The 24,587-nt window shown below is 61.6% G+C and carries 19 protein-coding genes; 7 read left to right on the top strand and 12 right to left on the bottom strand.

The window, feature by feature from the left end; translation table 11 throughout:
* Window positions 1–8: 8 nt before the first annotated feature.
* Together CNX70_RS04930 and CNX70_RS04925 are read left to right on the top strand one after the other, a co-directional pair.
* Window positions 9–1,433, top strand: a complete 1,425-nt coding sequence (locus CNX70_RS04930) for an alkaline phosphatase (protein WP_096238276.1) — start codon at window positions 9–11, stop codon at window positions 1,431–1,433.
* A 77-nt stretch (window positions 1,434–1,510) separates the two neighbouring features.
* Window positions 1,511–2,236, top strand: coding sequence for a hypothetical protein (locus CNX70_RS04925; RefSeq protein ID WP_096233793.1), 726 nt, complete (start codon window positions 1,511–1,513; stop codon window positions 2,234–2,236).
* Window positions 2,237–2,299: 63 nt separating this feature from the next.
* Here the strand turns inward: CNX70_RS04925 and CNX70_RS04920 are convergent, their stop codons facing one another.
* The 3 genes from CNX70_RS04920 to dprA form a co-directional block, all read right to left on the bottom strand.
* Window positions 2,300–4,963, bottom strand: coding sequence for a DNA topoisomerase III (locus CNX70_RS04920; RefSeq protein WP_096233792.1), 2,664 nt, complete (start codon window positions 4,961–4,963; stop codon window positions 2,300–2,302).
* Window positions 4,964–5,255: 292 nt separating this feature from the next.
* Window positions 5,256–5,720 (bottom strand): Smg family protein, encoded by a 465-nt coding sequence (locus CNX70_RS04915; protein ID WP_096233791.1) that lies wholly within the window; start codon window positions 5,718–5,720, stop codon window positions 5,256–5,258.
* A gap of 94 nt (window positions 5,721–5,814) precedes the next feature.
* Window positions 5,815–6,918, bottom strand: coding sequence for a DNA-processing protein DprA (gene dprA, locus CNX70_RS04910; RefSeq protein ID WP_096233790.1), 1,104 nt, complete (start codon window positions 6,916–6,918; stop codon window positions 5,815–5,817).
* Window positions 6,919–7,222: 304 nt separating this feature from the next.
* On the opposite strand from dprA, the gene def reads away from it, so the two are divergent.
* The 3 genes from def to CNX70_RS04895 all read left to right on the top strand — a co-directional run bounded on the left by def (window position 7,223) and on the right by CNX70_RS04895 (window position 9,739).
* Window positions 7,223–7,765, top strand: a complete 543-nt coding sequence (def, locus tag CNX70_RS04905; protein WP_096233789.1) for a peptide deformylase — start codon at window positions 7,223–7,225, stop codon at window positions 7,763–7,765.
* A 96-nt stretch (window positions 7,766–7,861) separates the two neighbouring features.
* A complete protein-coding gene (gene fmt / locus CNX70_RS04900; RefSeq protein WP_096233788.1) occupies window positions 7,862–8,818 on the top strand; it encodes a methionyl-tRNA formyltransferase in 957 nt (318 codons plus the stop codon).
* Between the two features lie 18 nt (window positions 8,819–8,836).
* Window positions 8,837–9,739, top strand: a complete 903-nt coding sequence (locus CNX70_RS04895) for a LysR family transcriptional regulator (RefSeq protein ID WP_096233787.1) — start codon at window positions 8,837–8,839, stop codon at window positions 9,737–9,739.
* Here the strand turns inward: CNX70_RS04895 and CNX70_RS04890 are convergent, their stop codons facing one another.
* Window positions 9,740–10,147, bottom strand: coding sequence for a tautomerase family protein (locus CNX70_RS04890; protein ID WP_096233786.1), 408 nt, complete (start codon window positions 10,145–10,147; stop codon window positions 9,740–9,742).
* 165 nt (window positions 10,148–10,312) lie between these two features.
* The gene (locus CNX70_RS04885) at window positions 10,313–12,787 is read right to left on the bottom strand and encodes an IPT/TIG domain-containing protein (protein WP_096233785.1); all 2,475 of its coding nucleotides are present in this window, start codon (window positions 12,785–12,787) and stop codon (window positions 10,313–10,315) included.
* A gap of 641 nt (window positions 12,788–13,428) precedes the next feature.
* On the opposite strand from CNX70_RS04885, the gene metH reads away from it, so the two are divergent.
* Window positions 13,429–17,223, top strand: coding sequence for a methionine synthase (metH, locus tag CNX70_RS04880; protein WP_244199040.1), 3,795 nt, complete (start codon window positions 13,429–13,431; stop codon window positions 17,221–17,223).
* Between the two features lie 122 nt (window positions 17,224–17,345).
* Window positions 17,346–17,717, top strand: a complete 372-nt coding sequence (locus CNX70_RS04875) for an SPW repeat protein (RefSeq protein WP_096233784.1) — start codon at window positions 17,346–17,348, stop codon at window positions 17,715–17,717.
* Window positions 17,718–17,828: 111 nt separating this feature from the next.
* Here the strand turns inward: CNX70_RS04875 and CNX70_RS04870 are convergent, their stop codons facing one another.
* From CNX70_RS04870 to CNX70_RS04840, 7 genes are all read right to left on the bottom strand, one after another.
* A complete protein-coding gene (locus CNX70_RS04870; RefSeq protein WP_096233783.1) occupies window positions 17,829–19,109 on the bottom strand; it encodes an EAL and HDOD domain-containing protein in 1,281 nt (426 codons plus the stop codon).
* A gap of 137 nt (window positions 19,110–19,246) precedes the next feature.
* Window positions 19,247–20,026 (bottom strand): class II glutamine amidotransferase, encoded by a 780-nt coding sequence (locus CNX70_RS04865; protein ID WP_096238274.1) that lies wholly within the window; start codon window positions 20,024–20,026, stop codon window positions 19,247–19,249.
* Between the two features lie 77 nt (window positions 20,027–20,103).
* The gene (locus tag CNX70_RS04860; protein WP_071079509.1) at window positions 20,104–20,361 is read right to left on the bottom strand and encodes a BTH_I0359 family protein; all 258 of its coding nucleotides are present in this window, start codon (window positions 20,359–20,361) and stop codon (window positions 20,104–20,106) included.
* Window positions 20,362–20,512: 151 nt separating this feature from the next.
* On the bottom strand, window positions 20,513–20,914 hold the full coding sequence (locus tag CNX70_RS04855) for a GTPase (protein WP_096233782.1): 402 nt from the start codon (window positions 20,912–20,914) through the stop codon (window positions 20,513–20,515).
* Entirely contained in the window at window positions 20,911–21,630 is a 720-nt protein-coding gene (locus CNX70_RS04850; RefSeq protein ID WP_034784724.1) for a response regulator, read from the bottom strand. The genes CNX70_RS04855 and CNX70_RS04850 overlap by 4 nt, the downstream gene beginning before the upstream one ends.
* A 98-nt stretch (window positions 21,631–21,728) precedes the next feature.
* Window positions 21,729–24,026, bottom strand: coding sequence for a sensor histidine kinase (locus CNX70_RS04845; RefSeq protein ID WP_096233781.1), 2,298 nt, complete (start codon window positions 24,024–24,026; stop codon window positions 21,729–21,731).
* A complete protein-coding gene (locus CNX70_RS04840) occupies window positions 24,026–24,586 on the bottom strand; it encodes a DUF4390 domain-containing protein (RefSeq protein ID WP_242428526.1) in 561 nt (186 codons plus the stop codon). The genes CNX70_RS04845 and CNX70_RS04840 overlap by 1 nt, the downstream gene beginning before the upstream one ends.
* Window position 24,587: the final 1 nt, after the last annotated feature.

Raw genomic sequence — 24,587 nt, 5'->3', positions numbered from 1 at the left:
ACAAGCACATGAAACTCGCATCGACACCCGCCGCACTGAAATCGGCCCTGAAACTCTCCTTGCTGACCACGCTTGTGGCCGCCAGTGTCGCCAGCGCCTACGCCGCCGACGCCAAGAACGTCATCTTCTTCCTGGGCGACGGCATGGGCCCCTCCGTCGTGACGGCGGCGCGCATCTTCAAGTACAAGGAAGAGGGCAGCCTGAACATGGACAAGCTGGAACGCACGGCGCGCATCAAGACGTTCTCGAACGATGCGCAAACGACGGACAGCGCCCCATCGATGGCCGCCTACATGACCGGCGTCAAGATGAACAATGAAGTCATCTCGATGGCGCAGGACACCATCGCCAAGGAACCCGGCCGCGACGCCAACGGCAACCTGGGCGTGGACAACTGCCCGGCCGGCGGCAAGAGCGTGCCGACCATCCTGGAACTGGCGAAAGCCAAGGGCAAGGCCGTGGGCGCCATTACCACCACGGAATTGACGCACGCCACGCCGGCAACGACCTTCTCGCACATCTGCAACCGCAATGCGCAATACGCGATCGCCGCGCAAACGGTACCCGGTGGCGCCGGCTACAACGCGGCCCTGGGCGACGGCGTGGACGTGCTGATGGGTGGCGGCCGCAACCACTTCACGCCATGGTCCGCCAGCAACAAGGCCGGCCGCGCCGACGGCCGCGACCTGCTGGCCGAATTCGCGGCCAAGGGCTACACCGTGGCCGCGACGAAAGCGGAAATGGCGGCAGCGACTAGCGGCAAGAAGTTCATCGGCCTGTACAGCGCGAAGAGCCACCTCGACTATGAACTGGACCGCACCTCGTCCAAGCCATCGGCCGACGGCGCCAACCAGCCTAGCCTGTCGGAAATGACGCTGAAAGCCATCGACCTGCTGTCGAAAAACAGCGCTGGCTACTTCCTGATGGTCGAAGGCGGCCGCATCGACCACGCCTTGCACGGCATCAATGCCAAGCGCGCGCTGGTCGACACCATCGCCTTCGACGACGCCATCAAGGCGGCCATCGACAAGGTCAGGGAAACCGATCCGAAGCTGGAAAATACCCTGATCGTCGTCACGGCCGACCACGACCACACCCTGGCGTTCAACGGCTACGGCAAGCGCGGCAACCCTATCCTCGACATCAACCGGGGCTACAAGGATAACCAGCCAAGCAAGGATGAAGACGGCAATACCTACACCACCCTGGTGTTCGGCAACGGCCCGAACCGCCCTGACCTGCGCACCAACGTCGACAGCGCCACGGCCCTGTCCGACAACTACCTGCAAGAAACAGGCGTGCGCCTGGCCAGCGAAACCCACGGCGGCGGCGACGTCAAGCTGCTGGCCACGGGCGCCGGCGCCAAGGCCTTCAAGGGCACGCTGGATAACACCAAGGTGTTTGACTTGCTGAAGGCGGCATTCGGCTTCTGATCTGCAGCAACACGGTAACCCCACCGGGGCGGATGGCAGCGTTGCCCTCCGCCCCTTTGCACGATAAAGGCAACACCATGAAATCGACTCTGATCGCCGTCCTCCTGGCCGCCGGCTTTGCCGCCAGCGCGCAAGCCGCTCCTGCCACCCCTTCCGCTCCCGCCGACCTGGACCTGGGCATCACCTATTACAGCCGCGTGCTGACGCCGGAAGGCGTGACGCGCGAAAGCCGCTACGAAGAAAAAATGCTGCGCCGCCCCGGCCACGTGTGGGTCGAGCGCGTACTGGCGCCGTCGACCGATGCGCATGCCGGCCACAAGCATGGCGACAACACCAAAGTGGCGCTGAAGGCCACGCAGCATGAACACAAGCACTTCAATCCTGTGCTGATACCGCGCCACGTGATGCTGGAAAAGAACACAGTGCGCGTGGAATACATCGATGCGCACGACAAGATCGTCGTCTCCATCCCCAAGGCCGAGTATGAAAACGTGAATTTCGACGGTTCCTGGGAAAACAGTTTTTATCTGCTGGACCCGAAACTGGTCACCGCCATGCCACTGTCGAAACAGGCATCGAACGTGACGGGTGCGCGCTGGCGCGAAGTGGAAAAGAATGGCGTGTTCCAGCGCATCCTGTGGGATGAGCAAAAACAGATTCCGCTGGTCATCGAAAGCGGCGACCGCGCCAACACTTTCTATCGCCGGGTCGACGTCAAGCTGCAAGCGACTGTCAGCAAGGCGCAGCCGTGGGCGAATTTGCAGAACTACGCGCAGCGCGAATATTCCGATTATCTGGACTAGTCGATAGCCTTATGACGTAAAAAAGCCAGGGACATCCCTGGCTTTTTTGTGGCTGGCGCCCGATTACTCCGCCGCTGCCGCTTTCTTTGCCGGCGCCTTTTTGGCGGCCGGCTTTTTCACGGCCGCAACCTTCTTCGCTGGCGCTTTCTTCACGGCCGCCTTCTTGACCGCCGTTTTCTTCGCCGGCACTGCGCCTTCTTCGCCTTCGACCTCGGTCGCTGCAGCCTTGGGCTTGGCGCCCGGCTTGGCCTTGCGCTCTTCAAACTCGAAGCTCACCTTGCCATCCTTGCCGCGCACGAGGAAAGCCTTGAACGGGCGACGGGTACGCTGCGATACAAAGCCCGGCAGCAAGTCCGTCTTGCCATCGTTGAGCAGTTTTGCCATTTGTTCCGGCAAGATTTCCTGCTGCAAGATGATGCGGCCGCTGCGGAAATCGCACGTCTTCGGCTTGGCCATGCTGTGTTCGCACACATAGGCCAGGCCCATCTCGTACACCCCGGCGTTGCACTTGGGGCAAGGTCCCACGGGCGTCTGGCCCGTGAAATCGACGCCTTCGCCATCTTCGCTTTCGTCGTTCTGGCCGAAATCAAATTCCAGCTTGAAATTCTTGATCTCTTCATCGCGCACGATGCGCAGGATGGCGGCGAACGGACGGCCCATCTTCGAGCGGAAACCTTGCAGCGGGCCGATGGTGCGGTCCTTCAGCAATTGCTCCACTTCGGCGATTTCGAACTGGCGCGAACCCGGCGTCTTGCTCATCGAGAACTCGCACTTGGTGCAGGCGAAACGACGGTAGTTTTCCTTCACCACGCCGCTGCAATTCGGGCAGGGCGTTTCCAGGGTGGCGTAATCGCCGGGAATGGTGTCGTTGTCGTATTCCTTGGCGCGCTTGACGATGATTTGCGTCATCTGCGCGATTTCGCGCATGAATTCTTCACGCGAAATCTTGCCTTTTTCCATCTGCGACAGCTTGTATTCCCACTCGCCCGTCAGCTCCGGCGCCGTCAATTCATTGACGCCCAGGCCTTTGAGCAAAGTCATCAGCTGCGAGGCCTTGGCGGTCGGAATCAGTTCCCGGCCTTCGCGGATCAGGTAGCGTTCCGTCAGCAAGCCCTCGATGGTGGCCGCACGCGTCGCTGGCGTGCCAAGACCCTTGCCAGCCATCGCATCGCGCAGCTCGTCGTCGTCGATCAGCTTGCCGGCGCCTTCCATGGCCGACAGCAAGGTCGCCTCCGTGAAGCGCGCAGGCGGTTTCGTTACCAGACCGTTGGCGTTGACGCTTTCCGTCTGCACTTTCTCGCCCTTGGCGACCGGCACCAGGTTGCCGTTGCCATTGCTTTCCTTGTCCGCGTCCGTCGATGCTTCCTTGCCGTAGATGGCCAGCCAGCCCGGATTGGTCATGACCTTGCCTTCAGTCTTGAACTGATGGCCGGACACTTCCGTGTAGCGCGTAGTGACCTGGAATTCCGCAGGCGGGAAGAACACGGCCATGAAGCGGCGCGTGACCAGGTCGTACAATTTTTGTTCCGGCTCGGACAAATTCTTTGGTGCGATCGTCGTCGGGATGATCGCGAAGTGATCCGAGATCTTGGTATTGTCGAAGATGCGCTTGTTCGGCTTGACCCAGCCCTTGTCGATGATCTGCTTGGCGAACTGGTGGTAGTTGCTGTTGTCCTTGACCGTTTCCAGCGCCTGCAGCACGGTCGGGATGTAATCTTCCGGCAGGTGGCGCGAATCGGTACGCGGATACGTCAATACCTTGTGCTTTTCATACAGCGCCTGGGCCAGGCCCAGGGTGTTCTTGGCCGAGAAGCCGAAACGCGAGTTTGCTTCGCGCTGCAAGCTGGTCAGGTCGAACAGGCCCGGCGCCATCGAGGTGGTCGGTTTCGATTCTTCCGTGACGATGCCCTGGCGGCCGCGGCAAGCAGTGGCGATCGAGTCGGCAGCCGTCTTGCTCCACAGGCGCTCGGCGCGCTTCTCGGGGTCGTTCTCGTCTTTCTTGAACTTCGTGTCGAGCCAGCGACCTTCATAGATACCGGCCGCGCAGACGAATTCGGCGCGCACTTCCCAGAAGTCGCGCGGCACGAATTTTTTGATCTTGTCTTCGCGTTCAACGACGATGGAGAGCGTTGGCGTCTGCACGCGGCCCACGGTGGTCAGATAAAAACCGCCCTCTTTCGAATTGAACGCCGTCATGGCGCGCGTACCATTGATACCGATCAACCAATCGGCTTCCGAACGGCAGCGGGCCGCGTCGGCCAGCGGCAGCATTTCTTCATCGCTGCGCAGGTGCGAGAAACCGTCGCGGATGGCGCCCGGCGTCATCGACTGCAGCCACAGGCGCTTGACCGGTTGCTTGGCCTTGGCGTTTTGCGCGATCAGGCGGAAAATCAGCTCGCCTTCACGCCCCGCATCGCATGCGTTGATGAGGGTGGTAACGTCTTTACGTTTGATCAGCTTGTTTAATACTTTGAGGCGCGCTTCCGTCTTGGCGATCGGGTTCAGCGCGAAATACGGTGGAATCATCGGCAAGTGCGCGAAACTCCATTTGCCGCGCTTCACGTCGAATTCTTCCGGTACGGCGATCTCCAGCAAGTGGCCGACCGCCGACGACAGGACGTATTCATCCGATTCAAAGTACTCATCGTGCTTGGTGAAGCCGCCAAGCGTCTTCGCGATATCGTTCGCGACAGAAGGCTTCTCGGCGATGATGAGGGTTTTTGTCATATTTTGTGGTCTCGAAAAATGCTCTAGGATAGTTTCAGCATGCGCATCATACAGTGCATTGCCAGGCGCCGACGCTTTTGTCTGCGCAAGGCCTTGTGACTTGTGGTCTTGTCAAGCGGCCAATGATAAGCGCCTATTGAAGAATTCGGCAAGTTATCTGCAAGCAAGAATGCGCAAGCGCAAACACAATGGGCTGGCGTGCGCGCTGGTGCTGGGCATCTTAAAGGGGATGGCGCGGCAGCGGCGCCAGGATCAGGCCAACGGCTGCAACGCAGCCAATGATGACACTATATTAGTGCAACAAGCGGGGAGGCAAGTCTTCGTCGTCCACGAATAAATCGTCGAACATCAGCGCATCCGGTTCCTTGCCCTGGCTCCACAGCAGCATCAGCACGATGACTTTCAGCTTGCCCAGCGAAACGGGCGCCTCGTCGAGCGCCAGCGCCCGTTCGATGACGATTTCACGCTGCAGCGGCGAGAGCACCTTGGCGCTTTCCAGGAACTGGATGAAACCGATGGCGGCCGTGCCCAGCACATCGCTTTCCTGCTTGACATAGAAGCGCGTGCCCGTGGAACTGGCCGTCAGGGTTTGCTCGACACCGGCCATGGCGTTCAAGTCCGTCAGCCAGACAAGCGCTTCGGAAATCTCCACGTCGTCGAAACCGACGGCCGACAGTTTGCGCGCCAGGACGGCCGGCTCGGGGCAGGCGTCGGGGCGATAGTAAGTCTCGTAGAGGTACACCAGGATATCGAACATGGCTCTACTCTATCAGCTAAGTTCGCTGCGACACAAGGGTGCGCACCGACAAAGCGCGCCCGTGCGGCAAGGCCGCCACACAAGTGACAAGCTGTCATTTGCAGCGTTGAAACAGTCCTCCCGGCAAGCGTTCAAGCAGGCCCGCCAGCTCCAGCGCCAGCAACTCGCCCATCAGCACGCCCATGGCCAGGCCGCTGCGCGCGGCCAGGGTATCGGCATCGAGGGGATCGTGGCCCAGTGCCGCCAGCAGCGGCGTCTCGTCTGCCACCGCTGGCGGCACGAGGGGAACGCCGCCCGGCCACTGCAACTCTTGCAGCACGTCATCGGCCGACTCGACCAGCTTGGCGCCCTGCTTGATGAGCGCATGGCAACCCTTGGCCAGGGTGGCATGGATGGAACCAGGCAAGGCATACACATCGCGCCCCTGCTCGCCGGCCAGGCGCGCCGTAATCAATGAACCCGATTGCGCGGCCGCCTCGATCACCAGCACGCCGCGCGCCAGACCGCTGATCAGCCGATTGCGACGCGGAAAGTTACCGGGCATGGCCGGCAAGCCCAGCGCGTACTCGCTGACGATGCAGCCTTGTTCGGCAATTCTTTGCGCCAGATCAAGGTTGCGTCGCGGATACACCAAATCGGCGCCCGTGCCGATCACGGCCACGGTGGCGCCCGCGCCGCGCAAGCCGCCCTCGTGCGCGTGCGTGTCGATGCCCAGCGCCAGCCCGGAAATGATGGTCAAGCCGGCCGCGCTGAGGGCGTGCGCAAAAGCGGCCGCATTCTGCATGCCTTGCGCGCTGGCATTGCGGCTGCCGATGATGGCTACGCCGGGACGCGACAGCAGTTCCGCCCGCCCCCGTACATATAACAATAGCGGCGGATCGGCGATTTCCAGCAACAGCGGCGGATACGCGGCATCGGCCAGTGTCAGCACGGCATTGCCGGAGCGCTGCAGCCACTGCAGGGTAAGCGCCAGCTGGCTGTTGGCCACCGGTTTGGGCGGTTGCACGATGGCACGCGCCACGCTGGCCGGCACCACCTCGCGCAAGGCATCGAACGGTGTGGCAAAGATTTTCGGCGGCAAGCCGAAGCGGGCCAGCAAGGCGCGCGCCGCCACCGGCCCCACGCCGGGCAGATGCTGCAGGCGCAGCCAGCCCGCCAGTTCCGTGGCCGTGTCTGCCGTTGTTGCAATTGCATGCATGACAACCTCACTGTGTACTGTGCCCTCCCATGCTAGCGCCCTGGCAGGCGCGCGATACCGACGCGCGCAAGGATGCGTGCAATGGCGCTGCAAAACGCTCCCGCGTCCACAGCCTCATGGGCGTCTGTGATAAAATTTCCCTTTGCAGCAAACGAATAGCGCATTGGCAAACGCATCTGCCGCGTCGTTGCGCCATACGCGCCCAACCGTAGCGTACTCAAATAAAATAGCCCTGCCATCGTCCGCATGGCCCAGGCATGAATAATCCGGCGCACCGGCGCCCACCTTAACCAGTCGAATCCGTATGTCCATATTAAATATCCTGCGTTACCCCGATCCTCGCCTGCACACGATCGCCAAGCCCGTCACCGAATTTGGCGAGCGCCTGCAAACCCTGATCGACGACATGGCCGAAACCATGTACGACGCCCCTGGCGTCGGCCTGGCCGCGTCGCAAGTGGACGCGCATATCCAGATGATGGTGATCGACATCACCGAAGAGAAAAACCAGCTGCAAGTGTTCCTCAACCCGGAAATCACCTGGGCCAGCGAAGAAAAGCAGATCTACGACGAAGGCTGTTTGTCCGTGCCTGGCGTGTACGATGGCGTCGAGCGTCCGGCCCGCATCAAGGTGCGCGCCCTAGACCGTCATGGCAAGCAGTTCGAGCTGGAAGCCGATGGCTTGCTGGCCGTCTGCATCCAGCATGAGATGGATCATTTGCTGGGCAAGGTATTCGTCGAATACCTGTCGCCGCTCAAGCGCAACCGCATCAAGGCCAAGATGATCAAGGAAGTCCGTGGTCTTGAGCGCGAAGCGAGCCTGCGCGCTCAGAACCGCCGCTTCTAAGCCACTGCTGGTAGACTAAGCAGCAACAGTAGCCGTTCCACCATGCCAGCCTGGCGCCTCCGGCGCGGGCCTGCGCACCTCACGTCAAGGAACCATATGAAAGTGATCTTCGCAGGCACGCCTGAATTCGCCGCCACGGCCCTGAAAGACTTGCACGAAGCGGGCTTCGACATTCCGCTGGTGCTGACCCAGCCCGACCGCCCGGCCGGACGCGGCATGCAACTGCACGCCTCGGCCGTCAAGCAATATGCGCAGCAGCATGGCATCGAGGTGCTGCAGCCCTTGTCCCTGCGCATGGACAGCAAGGACCCGCAGCGCGCCGCCGAGGCAAAGGCGGCCCACGAGCGCCTGTTGGCCACCGATTACGATGTGATGGTGGTAGCGGCCTACGGCTTGATCTTGCCGCGCAGTACGCTCGATATCAAACCCTGCATCAATATCCACGGTTCATTGCTGCCGCGCTGGCGCGGTGCGGCGCCGATCCACCGCGCCATCGAGGCCGGCGACGATGAAACGGGCGTGACCATCATGCAAATGGAAGAAGGCCTCGATACAGGCCCCATGCTGGCCATCGAGCGCACGCCCATCGAAGCGGGCGATTCCACCGCCAGCCTGCACGACAAGCTGGCCACGCTGGGCGGCAAGATGATCGTCGAGACCCTGCGCAAGATGCAGCAGCAGCCGCTCGAAGCGGTGCCGCAGCCGGAAGCGGGCGTCACCTACGCGGCAAAAATCGCCAAGGACGAGGCGGCGCTCGATTTTAGCCAGCCTGCGCTGGAACTGGGCCTGAAAATCCGCGCCTTCAATCCGTTTCCCGGCGCCTGCGGCCAGGTCGATGGCGTCACCATCAAGATCTGGGCCGCCGAGGTGATCGAAGCGGACAGCAAGGAAGCGCCGGGCCAGGTACTGGCGGCCGATGCTCAGCACGGTATCGTCGTGGCCTGCGGCGATGGCTCCCTGCGCCTGACGGAACTGCAAAAACCGGGCGGCAAGCGTCTGCCTGCCGCCGAATTCATCAAGGGTTTCCCGCTGGAAGGCAAACGTTTCGTTTAGATTTACGGCAAGCGCCCCATGGACCAGCTAACCGCCCTGCGCGCCCTGCGCCGTGTCGTGGAACTGGGCAGTTTCACGGCCGCCGGCGCCGCGCTGGGCATCTCGCACTCCATCGTATCGCGCCAGATCCGCCAGCTGGAAAGCCAGTTGGGCGCCCAGTTGCTCAATCGCACGACGCGCCGCTTCGCCCTGACGGCCGCCGGCCAGGAATACTATCTGGCCAGCCGCGACATTCTCGACGCGCTCGATGCGGCCGACCGCGCCGTCGCCAGGCACCAGGCGCAGCCGTCCGGCAGCCTGCGCATCAATGCGCCGATGGCTTTCGGCACCCTGGAACTGGCCGCCTGGCTGCCCGCCTTCAGCCGCCAATACCCGCACATCCACATCGACCTCGTCTGTAATGACCGCATCGTCGACCTGATCGACGATGGATTCGACGTGGCGCTGCGACTGGCGCGCGGCTTGCCCGATTCCACCCTGGTGGCGCGCCAGCTGGCCAGCAGCCGCACGCTGGCCATTGCTGCGCCCGCCTACCTGGCCCGCCATGGCCATCCGGCCACGCCACAAGACCTGACGCAGCACAATTGCTTGATGTACACATCGGGCGACAAGCCGGCGGAGTGGTTGTTCACGGATAGTGACGGCGCCACGCACAAGGTGGCCGTGCGCGGCAGCCTGCAAGCCAATACCAGTGTCGCCCTGCGCGAAGCCGCCGTGGGCGGCATGGGGATTGCCGGCGCGGCCGCCTTCATCGTGCGCGACGCGCTGCACAGCGGACAGCTGGTCGAGATATTACCCGGCTACACCTTGCGCCCGCGCACCTTGTACGCACTGTATCCCCACAGCCGCCAGCTGTCGCCGAAGGTCAGGGTCTTCATTGATTTTGCTGTGCAGCACTATCAAGATCGCCACTGGGATTAATCACGACTGCTGCAGCGCCTTGCGCACGGCGCGAAACTGCTGCGTCAAGCCGCCATAGCCCCAGGCCGCCTGGCGCGCGTCATGCACGTGGATGTAGCTGACGTCATGCAAGGCGCCGAGATACTCCTGCATGGCGGCGAACACGGCGGCGATATAGGCGGCTTTTTCCGCTGCCGTGTTCGTTTCATCGCTGATCAGGATATCGAGAAAAAAACTGGCCTTGCCCTGGGCTTGCAGCGAGGGCCCGCCAACAAACCAGTGCGCCGCATCGACATGGCTGATCGCCACCGACGTCAATTCGGGCGCCTTGTGCAGCAGCCGCGCCGTCAGGGCGCTCAGGGTGGCGGCGATGGCGGCCGACTGGCGCGCATCGGGCGCGGTGGACAAACGCAGGTTCAGGATGGGCATGGGATGCTCCGCAAGTGGATGAAGACCCATTCTAGGCAGACAGGATGAAAAGTAGCAGCCTCCGCCAGGCACAGGATCTGTGCAGTTTGTGCACCAATGCCTGCGCGATCGGCACAAAAAAAAGGGCTTGCTGCGGCAAGCCCTTGTTGCATCCGGCGTTAGCGCCTAGCGGCGCTGGACGTTCATCAGGCGTGCGCGGACGGACGACGACAGGCTGACCTCGAAGCGGCCGCCGGCCGGCAAGGCGCTCACGTCGACGCTGGCACTGCCACCCGTCAAGCCGCTGGCGACCACCGTCTTGCGACCATCGGTCGCCACGTGCAGCACAGCCGCATACGGCTCCGCTTGCGCATCCCAGACCAGCGCCAGCTTGCCGCCGCTTTGCGTTACCTCAAAGCTGCCATCATTGGCGGCCTTGCTACGGCGAAGCGGGCGATCCAGGGTGGCCAATGCCTTGCCTTTTGATAATACTTTCACGTCGCTGATATCGCCCGGATTGGCGAAGCTGACGCGGAAGTGGCTCATGGCGCTGTCGCCATGGTCGGCCACGGTCACGGCATCGAAGGGCAAGTCGATAGTCGCTCCGGACGCCGTCAGTATCCGCAAGGTGTACGCCTGGCCGCTGCCGCTGGCCGCTGCGCCAACGCGCGTGGACGAGGCAACGGCTGGGCGCAAGGCCACGCCGCTTGGCGTGATGCGGCCGGAAATGGTCAGATAGCCGTTCTCGGCCACGGACATGCTGGCGGCCAGCACATTGCTGCCCGTAATTTGCGTGCTGCGTTTTTCCAGGAATTGCTGCACCCGCGCATAGCTGTAGTCGGAGAACCAGGCGCCGCTGCAATAGCTCATCACGTCCTTCATCGGCGTGCTGCCATAGACTGCCTTGCTCAGCTGGCCGATGTTGCCTGCATAGTTGCTGTTGTACAGCGGCTGCGGGCCCAGATTGCCATCGGCATACGGGTAGTCGACAGCGGCGCCAGCCGGGCCGCCGCAGGCAACGTGCTGCAGCGAGTGGTTGTGACCCAGCTCATGCACGAGCGTGGTCAGCCATTCAGGCCATTGATTGCCGAAAGGATCGACCGATGCGATGCTGTTGAACCTGGCATCCAGGCCGATGGCCGACGTGAAGTCGTTGCCGCTGCTGCGCTGGTTGATGTAGGCCAGGCCGGCGGCGCGGGTGGCGGACATTTTCGGCACGAAACCATAATAGTAGGCACCGCTGTCTTCCAGCGCGCGCTTGTTTTCCAGCTTGCCCAGGGTATCGCTCCACCAGCTGTCGGCCGTGCTGCTGCCTGGCATGCTCAGCGCCGCGCGCGTCGTGATGCTGATATTTTCCGTCGCATACGGATACACGCGCAGCAGCGCAGCACGGATCACCTCGGCGTCAGGCAGTTGCGCCACGCCATCGTCGGTGCTCAGGGGCACGAGCACCAAGCGGATTCTGGCCAAGCTGGCCACCACGGGCGCCGCTTCCTGGCTCACTTGCACGCCGTCATTGCCGACGGCCGTCACGCGCACGCGCACGCCGGGCAAGATCCAGCCGGACGGCAGGACGGCACTGAAGTTGCCATTGAAACTGTCATCGTTCTTCGTCGTCGGCAAGAGCGCCGGCCCCGTCATCGCGATGCTGCCCAGGTTGCTGCCATTGGCGGCGGTCGCATTCAGGGTGACTGCCGGACTGGCCTGGCCCGCCTGCGTGGCCAGCACGGACACGCGCACGGCGGTCGGCTTGCCGCGCGTCAGGCGCAAGGCCGTATTGCTGGCGTTCAAATTCAGTACTTGCGCAAAATCAATGCTGCCCAAGGTAAAGGCCGACACCGTGCCCGCATTGACGGCGATGCGCGAAGCGGCCGACAGCATCACGTTGCCCGTTGCCGCAGCTGGCGCGGACAGCAGCAGCTGGCTGGCACTGGCGCTGACGATGACAGCCGGCGTATTGCCCACCGAAACCGAGCTGACCTGGTCGAGATTGCTGCCCTGCAGCGTCACCGACAAGGTCCCGCTGTTGACGTTGGAGGTGATCGACGTCACGACCACGCTCGCCAAGACCTTGTACGTATCGCTGCTGATGGCATCGTTGTAAAGACCGCGCACCGTCAGCGCCCCCGTTGCCGCGCCCAAGGGCACCACCACGGTCACGCTGCCGGCCGTCTGGCTTTGCGGCGTCGCCGCCGCACCATTGCCAAACTGCACCGCCGTCACGGTACCCATGCCGCCGCCCGTGATCGTCACGCTGGAACCGACGCCGCCCGTCGCCGGTGCGACGCTGCCCACGCTCAAGGGCAGGTACACATTGACGTTATAGCTGCTGGCCGCCGTGCCGCTGGCGCTGACCAGGCTCAGGGCACCCGTTACGGGCACGCCAGGCATGGCCAGGGTAACGCTGGTCTCGCTGGCGGCACTAGTGGCAACCGTCACGCCCCCCACCTGGTAGGCCGTCACGCGGCTCAGATTCGTGCCCGTGAGCACCAGGCTGCCACCCACGACGACATTCGCCGCCGAGACGGCCGTCACGGCAGGAATCTGGACGGGAGTACCCGAAGTGGTCGCCACCACGGTGTCGCCACCACCGCCGCCGCCACCGCCGCAGGCGGACAGGCCCAGCATGACAAACAATGCGACAAGCAGACGGTTTTTCATGGCTGGCAACCAGGTTGATGCAGCGCGGTGCCGGGGAGGACACAAGATAAATGTGACATATTGGTGACTTTTGGTGAGAATTTAATTTCTAGGAACCAATATTATGGGTTAATTCGATTCCTAAAGACAACTATTAATGCTTTTGATTCAATTGGTTTTGATAATAATGAAAATATCTGTTTGGCAAAATTTATTCTGAGCATTATTCCTCTCACTCTGCAGCGTCTATAATCGAATTTATTTTCCATTACAGCTATTGCCATTCGATTCATTAAAAATAGGCTGATATGGCATAAATAATGTGGAAATTTTTCCACAGCCTAGAGGGCATATATTTCCGCCAATTTTGGTGGAAGAATTAACGTTTTGAGTAAGATTTTCATAAATGTCATTTCAGGAGCAGGCACGGCGCAAGGCGATGTGTTGCAAGAAAGCTTGCGGTGGGGTGAACGACCGCTTTTGCTTAAAACCAAAGCAGCCTGATGCCGTATAATTTTAGACCCGGTGAAATCAGGCGATTGCCACCTTTCTGCCTGCCCTACCCGGCCGGCAACTCTCCGTCAGCGGATCCTGCTGACCCGCATCCGCCTCGTAAAGTCTTGTCGCCGCGCCGCCGCCCGTTTGCCTATTGAAAGCATGAAATGAACGATACCGTGATCCCCGCCATGTCCCCGACCGAAGCCACCTTGCGCGCCATTCTGGCGCAGCGGATCATGATCCTCGACGGCGCCATGGGCACGATCATCCAGCAATACAAGCTCGACGAAGAAGCGTACCGTGGCGGCCCCGCCGGCCGCTTCATCGATTTCGCCGCGCCGGCCGACAGCGGTGCACGCGAACTTTTCGTTAAAGGCAACAATGAGCTGCTCACGCTCACCCAGCCACACATCATCCAGGAAATCCACGAGCGCTACCTGGCGGCCGGCGCCGACCTGATCGAAACGAATACCTTCGGCGCCACGACGATCGCGCAAGATGATTACCACATGGCCCACCTGGCCTATGAAATGAACGTGCAGGCGGCCAAGCTGGCACGCGCCGCCTGCGATAAATATTCCACCCCGGACAAGCCGCGCTTCGTCGCCGGCGCCCTGGGCCCCACGCCGAAGACGGCATCGATCTCGCCCGATGTGAACGACCCGGCCGCGCGCAACGTCAGTTTCGACCAGCTGGTGGCCGCTTACCTGCAGCAGACGCAGGGCCTGGTGGAAGGGGGCGCCGATGTGCTGCTGGTGGAAACCATTTTCGATACCTTGAACTGCAAGGCGGCCCTGTTCGCCATCGACCTGTTCTACGAGCAAAATCCGACCGTCGTGCGCCTGCCCTTGATGATTTCCGGCACCGTCACGGACGCCTCGGGACGCATTTTGTCGGGCCAGACCGTGCCCGCCTTCTGGAATTCCGTGCGCCACGCGAAACCGCTGACCATCGGCCTGAACTGCGCACTGGGCGCCGCTCTGATGCGCCCGTACGCGGAAGAACTGGCCAAGATCGCCGACACCTTCGTCTGCATCTACCCGAACGCGGGCTTGCCCAACCCCATGAGCGACACGGGTTTCGACGAGTTGCCAGCCGACACGTCCGCCCTGCTGCGCGAATTCGCCGACGCGGGCTTCTTGAACATGGCGGGCGGCTGCTGCGGCACCACACCCGAGCACATCGCCGCCATCGGCGAGTTGCTGTCGAAGAACACGCCGCGCAGCGTGCCGGCCCCATCGCACGACTTGCGCCTGGCCGGCCTGGAACCGTTCGTCGTCAACGACGAATCGCTGTTCGTCAACGTGGGCGAGCGCACCAACGTCACGGGCTCGAAAGCGTTCGCGCGCATGATTCTCAACGAGCAATACGACGAGGCGCTCTCCGTGGCACGCCAGCAAGTGGAAAACGGCGCGCAAGTGATCGACATCAACATGGATGAAGCGATGCTCGACTCGTTGGCCGCCATGACGCGCTTCCTGAACCTGATCGCCTCGGAACCCGATATTTCGCGCGTGCCCATCATGGTCGATTCGTCGAAATGGTCGGTCATCGAAGCGGGCCTGAAATGCGTGCAGGGCAAGGCCATCGTCAACTCGATTTCGATGAAGGAAGGCGAGGCAGAATTCCTGCGCCAGGCGAAACTGTGCCGCCGCTATGGCGCCGCCGTGATCGTCATGGCCTTCGATGAGAAAGGGCAAGCCGACACCTTCGAGCGCAAGATCGAGATTTGCGCCCGCGCATATCATTTATTGATCGATGCGCTAGATTTCCCGCCGGAAGACATCATTTTCGACCCGAACATCTTTGCCGTCGCCACCGGCATCGAAGAGCACAATAATTACGCCGTCGACTTCATCAACGCCACGCGCTGGATCAAGGAAAACCTGCCGTACGCAAAGATTTCGGGCGGCGTGTCGAACGTGTCGTTCAGTTTCCGCGGCAACGATCCAGCCCGCGAAGCCATCCATACCGTCTTCCTGTACCACGCCATCAAGGCCGGCATGACCATGGGCATCGTCAACGCCGGCATGGTGGGCGTGTACGACAACCTCGATCCGGAATTGCGCGAGCGCGTGGAGGACGTGGTGCTGAATCGCCGCGAAGACTCCACCGAGCGCATGATCGAGATCGCCGGCACCCTGAAGGCGGGCGGCAAGGCCGAGGCGCAAACCCTGGCCTGGCGCGAAGGCACGGTGCAGGCGCGCCTGTCGCACGCGCTGGTGCACGGCATCACGCAATTCATCGTGGAAGACACGGAAGAAGCGCGCCAGGAACTGCTGCACAATGGCGGGCGTCCCATCCACGTGATCGAGGGCCCGCTGATGGCCGGCATGGACGTGGTTGGCGACCTGTTTGGCCAAGGCAAGATGTTCTTGCCGCAAGTGGTGAAATCGGCGCGCGTGATGAAACAAGCCGTGGCCCATTTGATCCCGTTCATCGAGGAAGAAAAGCTGCTGGAAGAAAAACGCACGGGCATCGTCGCCAAGCCGAAGGGCAAGATCATCATGGCGACCGTGAAAGGCGACGTGCATGACATCGGCAAGAATATCGTCACGGTAGTCTTGCAATGCAATAACTTCGAAGTAGTCAACATGGGCGTCATGGTGCCGTGCTCGGAAATCCTGGCCCGCGCCAAGGTGGAAAACGCGGACATCATCGGCCTGTCCGGCCTGATCACGCCGTCGCTGGAAGAAATGGCCTATGTCGCCAAGGAAATGCAGCGCGACGAACACTTCCGCATGCTGAAAATTCCCCTGCTGATCGGCGGCGCCACCACCAGCCGCGCCCACACGGCGGTGAAAATCGCGCACAACTACGAAGGCCCCGTGATCTACGTGCCGGACGCCTCGCGTTCCGTGTCCGTGGCGCAATCGCTGCTGACGCCGGAACAGCGCGACAAATATGTGCAAGACATCGAACTCGACTACGCGCGCATCCGCGAGCAGCACGCCAACAAGAAGGCGCTGCCCATCCTGCCGCTGGCGCAGGCGCGTGCCAACAAGATGCTCGTGCCCTTCGACGGCCCCTGCACTCCCGTGAAACCGAAGTTCATCGGCCGCCGCGTGTTTAAAAATGTCGACCTGGCCACCCTGGCCAACTATATCGACTGGGGCCCGTTCTTCCAGACCTGGGACCTGGCCGGCCCCTTCCCCGCCATTTTGACGGATGAAGTGGTGGGCGACGCGGCCACCAAGGTCTATGCGGAAGGCCAGGCCCTGCTGAAAAAACTCATCGACGGACGCTGGCTGACGGCCAATGGCGTCGTGTCCCTGCTGCCGGCCAACAGCGTCAATGACGACGATATCGAGGTGTACACGGACGATACGCGCAGTAGCGTGGCGTTCACCTACTACGGCATGCGCCAGCAGGGCGTCAAACCCGTGGTCGACGGCGTGCAGCGGCCGAACCAGTGCCTGGCCGACTTCATTGCACCGAAGGCATCGGGAGTGAAGGATTACATCGGCATGTTCGCCGTGACGTCCGGCCTGGGTATCGAGAAATACGAAAAGCGCTTCGAGGATGCGCACGACGATTACTCGTCCATCATGTTGAAGTCCTTGGCGGACCGCCTGGCCGAGGCATTTGCCGAATACCTGCATGAGCGCGTGCGCAAGGATTTGTGGGGCTATGTGCCGGAAGAGCACTTGAGCAATGACGACATGATCGGCGAAAAATATGTCGGCATCCGCCCCGCGCCCGGCTACCCCGCCTGCCCCGAGCACACGGTCAAGAAAGAGATGTTCGAGGTCATGCAGGCCGAGGACATCGGCATGCAGCTGACGGAATCGTATGCCATGTTCCCCGGCGCGGCCGTCTCCGGCTTCTATTTTGCCCACCCGGAGTCGAAATACTTCGTCGTCGGCAAGATTGGCATGGACCAGGTGGAAGACATGGCCAAGCGCCGCGGCGCCAGCATCGAGGACGTGGAACGCTGGCTGGCACCGAATCTGTTGTAGTGCCATAATATAAGCACAAGGCGCGCGGAACTTATCGTGCGCCGCAGCGCACTAACGCAGTATGCCGGTCGGCATGCTGCATGCCCGCTCCGGCCCGTTCCCTGACTGGCTAAGGAGGATATATGGCAAGCAATTTCAAACTGAAACGCTGGCAAGATCAAGTGATCCTGTTGCTGGGCCTGTGGCTGCTCGTTTCGCCATGGGCGTTTTCCTATCCCGAAGGCTCGCCACAGATGATCAACGCCTTTGCCTCGGGCCTGGTGATCGCCGTGCTGGCCGCCTTCGACCTGTACAAGACCTATTTCTGGGCCGTCGTCGTCAACCTGCTGGTGGGCGTCTGGGTCGGCGTCTCGCCATGGGTGCTGCGCATCGCCGAACAGCGCGTCGTCCTGTGGAACGAGCTGATCGTCGGCATCGCCGTCGTCGTGCTGGCCCTGTGGGAACTGCGCACCGACCCCGAGCTGCACAAGCACTGGCCCGGTGCGGCAGCGTAGCGGCGTAAAAAAGCCCTGTCACGGCATCGCCGTCCAGGGCTTTTGAAGAACGCGCCAACAATGTTGTCGGATTACGGCCCTTTGGGCCTCGGCGGCCCCACCTAATCCGACCTACAGCGCGTATCTGACAACGTTATCGCTCCATTCGTAGGCCGCCATTTCCAGCTCTACCAGGTCGTCCGGCGACATGGCCAGGTCGCGCAGGGTCGGTACGATCTCGCCTTCCATGTCTTCGATGCGCTCGATGCATTCGGCCAGGCGCAGCAGGTCGCCGTAGAAGCCTTCGCGCGACAGCAGCGCTTCGGCCACTTCATCGATTACTTCGATCTGGCTGAGGATTTCCGACATCGGCACGCCGAAAAGGGTATCCATCAGGGACATGATGCCGACCGTAAAGGCGATATCGGCCGAATGGGGCTGGTTCGGGCGCAGTTTATGCGCGAGCAATTCGAGCAAACGGCCGCGCGTGGTGGCCAGCATCAGCAGCGGCGTCATACTATGGCCGCGCTTGCTTGGCTCCGCGTACAGCATGATCTGCAGCCAGCGCTGCAGCTGGCGACGGCCCAGCACGGTAACGGCCTGGCTCAGCGAATCGATGCGCTGGCGCGCGCCCACGGCCGGTGTATTCACCAAACGCAACAGGTTCAAAGCCAGCGACACATCGCGCTTGATGGCGCGCTCAATATCCATGTTGTCGGCGTCGGAGGTGACCAGGGTCATCAGTTCCATGACGGCCAGTTGCGATGGCGACAGCTTCTTGCCCGTCATGATGGCGGGCTTGGCGAAATAATAACCTTGGAAATAATCGAAGCCCAGGTCCAGGCCCGACTTGAATTCTTCGCGCGTCTCGACCTTTTCCGCCACCAGTTTCTTCTGCTCCTGCTTGAAACGGGGCGCCAGCGCCGCCAGCACTTTCGGGTCGACCGTGCTCATGTCCATCTTGACGTATTGCACCAGCGGCAGCAGTTCCTGCACTTGAGACGTGTCGGCCACCACGTTTTCCAGCGCGAAAGTAAAACCATGGCCCACCAGTTCACTGATGCGCGCGCGCACTTCCGGCGTGACGGGCATCGATTCGACGATTTCCAGCACGACTTTTTCACGCGGCAGGAAAACGAAGATATCGCTCATGATCACGTCGGCATCGACGTTGACGAAACCGAGCGCGTCGCCGATGACCTTTTCCATCCCCAACTGGGAGGCGTGGGCGATCACGGAAGCCGTGGCGGACAGGTCGCTGGTGATGTTGGCGGGACCGACCGGAGCGTTGCGGAATAGCAACTCATAGCCAAACAGGGCTTGATTGCGGTCAAGGATAGGTTGTCGCCCCAGATAGAACTCGCGCACGCGCAAGGGTTTCGGGGTGATGTCGTTGCTGGAAATATCGATCATTAAGTCTTCATCAATCAGGTCGAGTGACACCGGCCGCGCGGTGCCCGCATCAAGGTTCACTATTGACAATACTTTAGCTGAATTTCGCCCGCGCTGTGGGTATTTTGGCAGCAATCCGGCGTATTGTCGTCAACAAATTAGGCCACTGGCGTGTCTTGCACCATCCCGTCGACAAATAATTTCAATTCGCCGGGCGCAAACGCCGTCCACTGCTCATTCGTCGTCAGCGGCTGGGTAACGATCACGGCCACGCGGTCCTGGGGTGTCGTCACCTGGGAAAAGTCCACGCTCAGGTCTTCATCGGAGAGTTTAGCAGTTGGAAACGGATGTTGTCGCACCAGATAGTGCAAGCTGGTCGAGCAATGGGCAAACAGCGCCTCGCCGCTCGACAGCATCATGTTGAAAGTGCCGTGGGCGGCGATGCTGGGCAGCAATTCCGCCAACGCGGCATGCAGTTGCGGCAAGGCCGGCGGAGCATCGCCAAAGCGCGCATGCAATTGCTGCAGCAGATAGCAGAAAGCCAGTTCGCTGTCCGTGCAGCCAACAGGGCGGTAACTGCCCGTCAGCACGGGATGAAATTGTTTCAAATCACCATTGTGGGCGAATACCCAGTAGCGGCCCCACAGTTCGCGCACGAACGGGTGGCAATTTTCCAGCGCCACCTGGCCTTGCGTGGCCTTGCGGATATGCGCGATGACATTGCGCGACTTGATCGGGTAGCGTTTGATCAGTTCGGCCACGGGCGAGGCGATGGCCGCCTGGTGGTCGACGAAATGGCGCACGCCAGCACCCTCGAAAAAGGCGATGCCCCAGCCGTCATGGTGGGTATCGGTATGGCCGCCGCGCATGGCGAAGCCGGTAAAACTAAAGACAATGTCCGTGGGGACATTGCAATTCATTCCGAGAAGTTGGCACATGGTCTGTTTGCGGCGGGATAACACGGCCACCATACCATGCCGCCCGGCGGATTGGTATGGTGACGATAGCCACCACCCTAGTGCAACAGGACAGGCTGGCTCATGAGGGAATCATAGCTGCCCAAAAATTCATCGATCTCTTCCATGCTGGGTTCGCTGGCGATCAATTCCGTGACGTCGCGGCGGAAGTTTTGCGCAAGGATGCCAGCGATAAACGTCTCGCGTTTGCCGCCCTTGTCGACGATTTCATAGCCGCCAAAGCGCAGGGCTTCCAGGTCGACGTCGGCGCCGAATTCCACGACGCTGTATTGTTCGCTGTTATAGATCAGGTTCATTTTGCATCCTTCGCTCAAGCAAGAGAAACTCCTGCGGTTTCAGAACAGAGGTGGGGCTGATACGGCGCCATTTCAAGCGCCATGCCACCCGGCGGGCTACAGAGTTGTAACGAGATGCAAAAGCAAGTGCGGGAATTCCATCAGGAAATCGTCAAGAAAGCACGATGTCGGCTTGCAGCGCCAGCAGGACGTCGTAGGGACTGGCAGTGAGCCAGGCGCGCAATTGTTCGATGTGCGTGGCATCGGCCAGGCTGATGAACAAGCGCGCGGGAGGATGGCGCAGCAGACGATTCAATGTTACACGCAATACGAGATTGCCGCTGCAGCACAAGCAACCGGGCGCGATGCGCAACAGTTGCAATGGAAATGGTGGAGAAGGGGAAGCTTGCCCGGCCAGGTCGGCCAGGATGGCGTTGCCGTCAGCCAATCCCTCGAGGATCACGGCGGCCGGCTCGTCCGGTGCCAAGGCTTGCGCGATGGCGGCCTCGCGCCCGGCGGCGCGTCCACCGCTGACCAGGGTCAGCGGCATCAAGCGCCGCACGGCTGCCGTCACAGGCTTTTCTTGGCCAGCTTGCCCGGTTCGACGCCCAGCTGTTTCAGCTTGCGGTACAAATGGGTACGTTCCAGGCCTGTTTTTTCCGCCACGCGGGTCATGCTGCCGCCTTCGCGGCCCAGGTGGTGTTCGAAATACATGCGCTCGAACGCGTCGCGCGCCTCGCGTAGCGGCAAGTCGAACGACAGGTTGTAGCCATGGCCTTCAGCCACCGCCGGTACGGCGATGCCTGGGCGCACCATCAGCTGTTGCGGCGCACTGCCGCCAAAACTGGGCACGGGATGGCTGCTTTCCTCGGCCACCACGGGTGCCACGGGACGCGGCGCCACGCTCGGCGCGCGCACGGTTTCCTGTGCCCGCGTCAAGCCTTGCTGGACTGCTTTCAGCAGTTTTTGCAGGGCAATCGGTTTTTCCAGGAAATTCATGGCACCGATGCGCGTCGCCTCGACCGCCGTATCGATGGTGGCGTGGCCCGACATCATGATCACCGGCATGGTCAGCAAGCCGTCACGCTGCCATTCCTTGAGCAGGGTCACGCCATCGGTGTCGGGCATCCAGATATCCAGCAATACCAGATCCGGCGCACCGGCGGCACGCGCTTCACGCGCCTGCTGCGCATTTTCGGCCAGCTGGATAGCATGTCCTTCGTCGCCCAGAATTTCCGAGAGCAACTCACGGATACCCATTTCATCATCCACTACGAGTATGTTTGCCATTCGTGTCTTGCCTTCCTCATTTCGCCGGCCCTCGCGCACAAGATGCACACGGCGGACAGCTATGATTTTATTAGTGTTTTAAATACTAAACCAGACCCTCACGCCAGGAAATCCTGGGCAGGAGTGTCGGGAGCTAACTTTAACAGCAAAATGACCACCGAAGCGCCATTGCCGTCGACCCGGTTCTCGATATCGATGCGTCCGCCATGTTCATCGATAATTTTCTTGACCATCGCCAGGCCCAATCCCGTGCCGCGCGCCTTCGAGGTCACATAGGGTTCGAAGGCGCGCGCCAGGATTTTTGGCGCGAAACCAGGGCCATTGTCGGTGATGGCCAGCCGCACGGCGATATTCACGCCGCCGTCCGCACTGCGATAATGAATTGCTTCCGTCCTTACGTCAATCCGCGGATGCGGCGAGTCCGGCGGCAGGTCGGCCATGGCGTCCTGCGCGTTCTGCAGCAAGTTATGGATCACCTGGCGCAACTGGGTCGGATCGCCCATCACCATCGGCAAATTCGGCGCCAGTTGCGGGTGGATGATGTCGCCATCATCGCCGCGCAGGTACAGGTTCAGGATCTCTTCGATCAGTTCATTCAGGCGCAACGGCGTGAGCACGGCCGGCGGCGTGCGCGCATAGTCGCGGAAGTCATCGACCATGCGCTTCATCGCATCGACCTGCTTGACGATGGTGGTGGTGGCGCGGTTGAGCAAGTCCGCATCCGGCTGCTCCAGCTTGCCTTCGAGCTTCATCTGCAGGCGCTCGGCCGACAGCTGGATGGGCGTGAGCGGATTCTTGATTTCATGCGCCAGGCGGCGCGCCACCTCGCCCCAGGCGATCGAGCGCTGCGCAGAAATCACGTCGGAAATATCATCGAAGACAACGATGTAGCCGCTGCCGGACTCCAGCGGCAATCGCGAACCGCGCGCCAGCAGGGTGATGTCATGCTCGTCGGCACTGCTGCCCAGGCGGCGCGGAATCTCGATCTGGCGCTGCCAGTGCAGGCGCTGCTGGTTGCGGCCCGACGCCGATTGTGCGCTTTGCGCCGTGAAGGCGCTGATGATGGCGCCGCCAAACTCTTCCATTCCAGCAATATGCGCCAGCGGCTGCCCCACGATGCTCATGCCCGAATGCTGCAAGATGCGCTCGACCGATTCATTGCACGTCACCAGCTTGAAATCGCCGTCGAGCACCATCACGCCGGCCGACATGTTCGCCAGCACCGATTCCAGGTGGGCCTTGGCGTTTTGCAGCGCGGCACGGTTGCTTTCCACGGCCGTGCGCGCATCGAGCAACTGGCGCGTCATGATGTTGAACGACTGCGTCAGCGTGCCCAGTTCATCCTTGGTGGCGACGATGGGGCGCGGCGACAGGTCGCCCTCGGCCACGGCGCGCGTGCCTTCTGCCAGCAGCAGCAGGGGCTGGGCCAGATTGCCCGCGATCAGGAAAGCGCTGCCGATGGCGCCAAAGATGGCCAGCAGCAAGGTCAAGGTGAGGATTTCCATATACATCTTGCGCAAGCCCACGCGCGCGACGAAACGTTCCTTGTATTCGCTGTAGGCGGCGCGCAGCACCTCGCCATTCGTCGCCAGCTTGGGCGGCACCGCTTGCAGCAATTGCAGGTAGCGCGGCGAGACGGAGGGCCCCGGCACGGCCACCAGCACGCGCAAACGCAGGCTGGCCGCCGTTTCCAGCGATGCCGGCGTGCCCGCGCGGAAACCGCCGCCGCCCGACTCCGTGCCATCGTCGTGCAACTCCAGACCCCCTTCGGCGGAAGCATAACCGGCTGGCGAGGCGGCCTGCACCAGCATGGCCGGCGTGGGCAAGTCGGCCGCGCTGTGCGGCCCGGCGCTGGCCAGCAGCACGCCGTCGCTGCTGACAACCATGACATTTTGCATGCCTTCTTCGCGTAGCAGGCTGGTCAGCACGGCCGGACCGGCCACCGGATCGCTGCCCAGTTCCGCGACCGCCTTGTGACCCCGGTGGTCCAGCTCGACCAGGGCCGCATCGAGGCCGGCGCGGCCCAGCTCAATCCCCGATTCCAGCGCCGCTTCGATCTTGACGTTGAACCAGGACTCGATGGAGTGGGACACGAATTGCACAGAAACAAGAAAAATCACCAGGCCCGGCAGGATGCCGACGGCGGCGAACAGCATCACCAAACGTGTCATCAGCTTGGAGCCGAACTTGCCGCTCTTGTAGCGCACGTACAAACGGCCCAGGGAAATGCCCACCAGCGCCAGCAGCGACACGGCCACGGCGGCGTTCAGGCCCAGCAGCCAGGTGTAATAGCGGTCGAAAAAGCCGGAATTGTCGGAAGCCGACGCCAGCAGGAACAGCAGGATACTGACAATGCCGCCGCCCACTACCAGCAGATAGCGTAATGCTTGACTCACTACTCCGCCGTATACAAGAAGGTTTTTTTATTCGAAGCCAGGCGCCAGTCGCTGTTATTGAAGGCATTGACCTGTATTGGCTTGGGCAGGTAGTCGCGGTCCATGCCCATGCGCAAGGTGACGTTATACGTCTGCCCCACTTTCAGCGCGCCGCGCGGCGCCACCAGCCAGCGGCTGGGGCGGCGGATCAGGAACAGCGCATCGTCGAGCGTGGGGAAGCTTTGCTGCAAGCCCCCGCCCGACACATGATACTGGCGCGTCAGCACGTTGTACGACAGCCGGCTGGTCTGGCGCGCCACGATGGCCTTTTCATCGAACCAGTACCAGCGGGGCCGGGTCAGTTCGATTTCTGTCGTGAAAAACAGGGGCACACCATGCTGCACGGCATCATCGAGGTCGTGATTGAGATCAAAGGAGTAGGTGGCGGCCAGCTTGTAGCCCTCTTCGCTCGACTCGATGTAGGCACGGGTGATCTCGACCATGTCGGCGGCTTGCGCGCGCGGCATGGTACATGCCAGCATCAGCAGCAGGGCCAGGAGTCGGAAGAGTCGTGTTGTCACA

This window comes from Janthinobacterium svalbardense (genome assembly GCF_002327145.1).
GTDB classification, from domain to species: domain Bacteria; phylum Pseudomonadota; class Gammaproteobacteria; order Burkholderiales; family Burkholderiaceae_D; genus Janthinobacterium; species Janthinobacterium tructae.
The sequence above is the reverse complement of the archived record's forward strand: the minus strand, read 5'-3'. Positions and strand labels throughout refer to the sequence as shown.

What these genes read in the sequence shown, in the direction of transcription:
- CNX70_RS04930 (WP_096238276.1), top strand. Translation starts at nt 9, where the DNA reads ATGAAACTCGCATCGACACCCGCCGCACTGAAATCGGCCCTGAAACTC.
- CNX70_RS04925 (WP_096233793.1), top strand. Translation starts at nt 1,511, where the DNA reads ATGAAATCGACTCTGATCGCCGTCCTCCTGGCCGCCGGCTTTGCCGCC.
- CNX70_RS04920 (WP_096233792.1), bottom strand. Translation starts at nt 4,963, where the DNA reads ATGACAAAAACCCTCATCATCGCCGAGAAGCCTTCTGTCGCGAACGAT.
- CNX70_RS04915 (WP_096233791.1), bottom strand. Translation starts at nt 5,720, where the DNA reads ATGTTCGATATCCTGGTGTACCTCTACGAGACTTACTATCGCCCCGAC.
- dprA (WP_096233790.1), bottom strand. Translation starts at nt 6,918, where the DNA reads ATGCATGCAATTGCAACAACGGCAGACACGGCCACGGAACTGGCGGGC.
- def (WP_096233789.1), top strand. Translation starts at nt 7,223, where the DNA reads ATGTCCATATTAAATATCCTGCGTTACCCCGATCCTCGCCTGCACACG.
- fmt (WP_096233788.1), top strand. Translation starts at nt 7,862, where the DNA reads ATGAAAGTGATCTTCGCAGGCACGCCTGAATTCGCCGCCACGGCCCTG.
- CNX70_RS04895 (WP_096233787.1), top strand. Translation starts at nt 8,837, where the DNA reads ATGGACCAGCTAACCGCCCTGCGCGCCCTGCGCCGTGTCGTGGAACTG.
- CNX70_RS04890 (WP_096233786.1), bottom strand. Translation starts at nt 10,147, where the DNA reads ATGCCCATCCTGAACCTGCGTTTGTCCACCGCGCCCGATGCGCGCCAG.
- CNX70_RS04885 (WP_096233785.1), bottom strand. Translation starts at nt 12,787, where the DNA reads ATGAAAAACCGTCTGCTTGTCGCATTGTTTGTCATGCTGGGCCTGTCC.
- metH (WP_244199040.1), top strand. Translation starts at nt 13,429, where the DNA reads ATGAACGATACCGTGATCCCCGCCATGTCCCCGACCGAAGCCACCTTG.
- CNX70_RS04875 (WP_096233784.1), top strand. Translation starts at nt 17,346, where the DNA reads ATGGCAAGCAATTTCAAACTGAAACGCTGGCAAGATCAAGTGATCCTG.
- CNX70_RS04870 (WP_096233783.1), bottom strand. Translation starts at nt 19,109, where the DNA reads ATGATCGATATTTCCAGCAACGACATCACCCCGAAACCCTTGCGCGTG.
- CNX70_RS04865 (WP_096238274.1), bottom strand. Translation starts at nt 20,026, where the DNA reads ATGTGCCAACTTCTCGGAATGAATTGCAATGTCCCCACGGACATTGTC.
- CNX70_RS04860 (WP_071079509.1), bottom strand. Translation starts at nt 20,361, where the DNA reads ATGAACCTGATCTATAACAGCGAACAATACAGCGTCGTGGAATTCGGC.
- CNX70_RS04850 (WP_034784724.1), bottom strand. Translation starts at nt 21,630, where the DNA reads ATGGCAAACATACTCGTAGTGGATGATGAAATGGGTATCCGTGAGTTG.